We start from the raw sequence: 3,658 nt of genomic DNA, 5'->3' as shown, positions 1-3,658 counted from the left end.
AATCCGCAACATCGTCGCCAGTGCGTACGGCTGCCGACCTGGCCGCCCCGACACTGGATAGTGCGGCGCGATCAGGGCAAGCAGTTGCTGCCACGGAACAACCTGCTCCATCTCGGCAAGAAAGATCTCGCGCCGGGTCTGCTTACGCTTGCCCAAGCCCTCAGCGTCACCGAACGTCAGCTGCATGGATGAATCCTCTACATAAGGCGATAGTGTCGCGCATCTGCGGTGAGTTGATCAGACCTTCCCTAAAGCGCAGACTCTGGGCGCAATGCTCGACCTCAACTGAGCGTCTGCCAATATCCCCAAGCCCCTCTCTTCAAACAAGCCAGAGGAGCTGGCTGACGATTATGCGGAGTACAAGAAATCAGAAAGGCTGCCGCGGATTGTCGTTGTCGCCTCTACTTGTCGGTGCGCTGAATTGGTAGCCTGTCAGTTGCCATGATCCACCCGACTGACCAGCCCATTCGTAATCCCATTGTTCAAATGCTCCGCCAGGAAATTCGTTGCGGATGGTGATTTTTTCGCCGGGGACGCCGCTGGCGGGCAAAGGAACCGGTGGACCATCCGGCCCGGACTGAATACGCATCAATCCGGTCGAGACGATGCTGCGGGAGACACTCAAGCTACTTGCCGGTAACAGCGGCGGATACTTTGGTGAGTGCTGCTTGATCCAAGCGATGATGGATTGCGATTCGTTAGATCCGGCGCGATATAAACTTTTCTGCGTTGTTGTCATCGAGCTGGATGGCGCCGTCGCCGCACGATAATTCTGACCATGCGCGGATGTCCCCAAAAGTAGTGCCATGGAAAACAGTCCGAAATATTTCCTATATCTCATATCCAGCATTCCTGTTGATGATCGACGGTCTTCCTGCGAGCTCAAGCGTGGGGTTTTGATTTGGCGCTGTCAATGCACTGATTGAAGATGCCTTCCACGCGTCGGTCAGCCATTCGAGCGCAGCCTGTGGGTGAGATTGAATCAGGAGATGCCTATCGCATTATTGCGCTCCGCGCAGCACCATCGTTTGTCAATTGGCATCCAATGGGATTGTTTTGGATGCTTCGCAAAGCTCTCCTTTCAGGCCGGACAGTCAGTACGCAATCCCAGCAGGCGGTGTGATCCCACCGCTCCCTTTACAATGACGGCCTGTCCCTGACCCGATGATCCGATGGCTGGCCCGCACGACGCCCCGCTTCAAGCGCTGTTTCTGCCCTTTGCTCAAGGCGCGCTGCCATGGCCGGAAGGACCGGTCTTGTTCCTGCGCGCGCGCGACGGTTTTCCGCTGCGCGAGCGGGCAACTACCCAGACGCTGACCTGCGAGCAGAGCTTCCGTCCGTTTGCCGAAGCGCTGGAGCGCAACGGGTGGACGGTGCGCGAAGAAAGCGAGATCGAGGCCGACAGCACGCGCTATGCCCTGGTGCTGGTACTGCCCCCGCGGCAGCGCGAAGAGGCGCGTGCGCTGTTCGCACGTGCGGTGGCGTTGACTGCACCCGGTGGCCGCGTGGTCGCCTGCCAGTCCAACAACGAAGGCGCACGCTCGGGGGAAGCGGATCTGCGCCAGCTCACCGGGCTGGCCGGTAGCCTGACCAAGTACCACTGCCGCACCTATTGGAGCGCGCCGCTGCCGGCTGGCACCGATGCCACGCTGCAGGCCCGCTGGGCCGCGCTGGATGCGCCACGCAAGATTCTGGACGGCCGCTTTGTCAGCCGTCCCGGGGTCTTTGCCTGGGATCGCATCGACCCCGCTTCTGCGTTGCTGGTCGAGCATCTGCCCACCACGCTGGCCGGCCATGGCGCCGATCTGGGCGCGGGTTTCGGGTATCTGTCGGCCGAAGTGCTGGCGCGTTGTCCCAAGGTCGCCGCGCTGGATCTGTACGAAGCCGAGGCGCGCGCGTTGACGCTGGCGCGGCGCAATCTGCAGGACATCACGCATCCGGCGCAGCTGCACTACCACTGGCTCGATGTCACGGCCGGGCTGGTGGGGCAATACGATTTCATCGTCAGCAACCCGCCGTTCCATACGCCGTCGCGTGCCGACCGCCCGGACATCGGGCAGCGCTTCATTGCAGTGGCCGCACAGGCGCTGCGCCCGGGCGGGCAACTGCTGCTGGTCGCCAACCGGCATCTACCCTACGAACAGGTGCTCAACGACAGTTTCGGGCAGGTGCGCGTGGCTGCCGAACGCGATGGATTCAAGCTGATCGCGGCGACCCGCGGCCGCGGGGCGCGCCCATGAAGCTGGTCAAACACATCGCCAATCTCGGCTACGGCAGCCGCAAGCAAGTCACCCAGCTGTTCCGGCAGGGCGCGATCACCGATGCGCAAGGCGAGGTGCTGTATGCCGACGACCAGGTGGAGCACGACGCCATCCGCATCGATGGCGAACCGCTCGATCCGCCGGCGGGCTTGAGCCTGTTGCTGCATAAACCCGGCGGCTACACCTGCTCGACCAAGGACACCGGCCGGCTGATCTACGAATTGCTGCCGCCACGTTTCCGCCTGCGTGCGCCGGTGTTGGCGCCGGTGGGGCGGCTGGACCGCGAGACCAGCGGCCTGTTGTTGATGACCGACGACGGCGCGCTGCTGCATCGGATCATTTCGCCCAAATCCGCGCTGGACAAGGTGTACGACATCACCCTGGCCGAGGACCTGCGTGGCGAGGAGGCCACGCTGTTCGCCAGCGGCAGCCTGCTGCTGGAGGGCGAAACCAAGCCGCTGCTGCCGGCCGAACTGGAGGTGCTTGGCCCACGCCAGGCGCGGCTGACCCTGCACGAAGGTCGCTATCACCAGGTGCGGCGCATGTTCGCTGCCGCCGGCAACCATGTGGTCGCGCTGCACCGCAGCCGCATCGGTGGCCTGTCGCTGGAGGGCTTGCCGTCGGGGCAATGGCGTGCGCTGGAAGCTGGCGACCTGGAGATATTGTGTGGCTGGCAACTAGTTCAGCAATAGTGACAGTTCTCGCTCGGGGCGTACAGTTCTGTAATGCCATCTCTGGATGGGTGGTCCAGGGACCAGGTATTTTTTCGATACCCTGCTCCGTTGCTTGCCTATAAAGGCAGTGCGCGAGTATGGCTATGATTTTTATGGTCTTTATCTTTCGTGAGTAATGCCTGTCACCACGTCGATTGAGCCGAGATGACTTTGTTCGACTGATCTGATAATAATTCGCCACCGATACGGCGTGAGTTTCCTTCAGGGGGCCGTGCGGGACCTCAACATTCAGGATCGGGCGGCTATGCAATATGGATTTTGCTGCGCGTCATCGTGGGCGATGCGCATTGGATTGGTATTCGTGGGAATGGTCTTGGGCAGCGTTGCAGGTACCGCCAGGGCGCAAAATGCGATCGAGCCCTATGTCGAGTACGCCAAGCTCGTCAGAGCGACAGAGAAGACGCCCGCGCTGGGCGACGATTTGATGGGAGATAGCGTCAGTCTGTTTGACGGGCAGACTGCGTTTCGCAACGTCGATATCCAGCTGAGAGGCAACGATGCTTTGCCAGTGGAGCTAGGGAAGGTCTGAACAACGAGACCTGACAGGGCGGAAGGTGGCGTCGTTCCGAAGAGTGGCTTTTGGAACTTCGGAATTTCGCCATTTCTGGCGCTTTCCGCGGGAATTTCCCGGTTCACAGACGCACGCTCCCCATCGCCGGCAGT

4 protein-coding genes and 1 pseudogene are annotated in these 3,658 nt (G+C 61.3%); 3 read left to right on the top strand and 2 right to left on the bottom strand.

Annotated elements, in window-relative coordinates:
• Together J7367_RS21670 and J7367_RS21665 are read right to left on the bottom strand one after the other, a co-directional pair.
• Window positions 1-186, bottom strand: a pseudogene (locus J7367_RS21670) (IS5/IS1182 family transposase); the annotation flags it as partial.
• A 181-nt stretch (window positions 187-367) separates the two neighbouring features.
• A complete protein-coding gene (locus J7367_RS21665) occupies window positions 368-808 on the bottom strand; it encodes a hypothetical protein (protein WP_244672360.1) in 441 nt (146 codons plus the stop codon).
• Between the two features lie 364 nt (window positions 809-1,172).
• Here J7367_RS21665 and J7367_RS21660 point away from each other — a divergent pair, with 364 nt between their 5' ends.
• The 3 genes from J7367_RS21660 to J7367_RS21650 all read left to right on the top strand — a co-directional run bounded on the left by J7367_RS21660 (window position 1,173) and on the right by J7367_RS21650 (window position 3,524).
• Entirely contained in the window at window positions 1,173-2,240 is a 1,068-nt protein-coding gene (locus J7367_RS21660; protein WP_057663016.1) for a class I SAM-dependent methyltransferase, read from the top strand.
• Window positions 2,237-2,953, top strand: a complete 717-nt coding sequence (locus tag J7367_RS21655; RefSeq protein WP_057663019.1) for a pseudouridine synthase — start codon at window positions 2,237-2,239, stop codon at window positions 2,951-2,953. The genes J7367_RS21660 and J7367_RS21655 overlap by 4 nt, the downstream gene beginning before the upstream one ends.
• A gap of 232 nt (window positions 2,954-3,185) precedes the next feature.
• Window positions 3,186-3,524 (top strand): hypothetical protein, encoded by a 339-nt coding sequence (locus J7367_RS21650; protein WP_057663022.1) that lies wholly within the window; start codon window positions 3,186-3,188, stop codon window positions 3,522-3,524.
• The last annotated feature ends 134 nt before the right edge of the window (window positions 3,525-3,658 follow it).

The sequence above is a fragment of the Xanthomonas sp. D-36-1 genome, assembly GCF_017746155.1.
GTDB lineage: Bacteria > Pseudomonadota > Gammaproteobacteria > Xanthomonadales > Xanthomonadaceae > Xanthomonas > Xanthomonas cissicola.
This window is presented reverse-complemented; position numbering and strand designations above follow the sequence as displayed.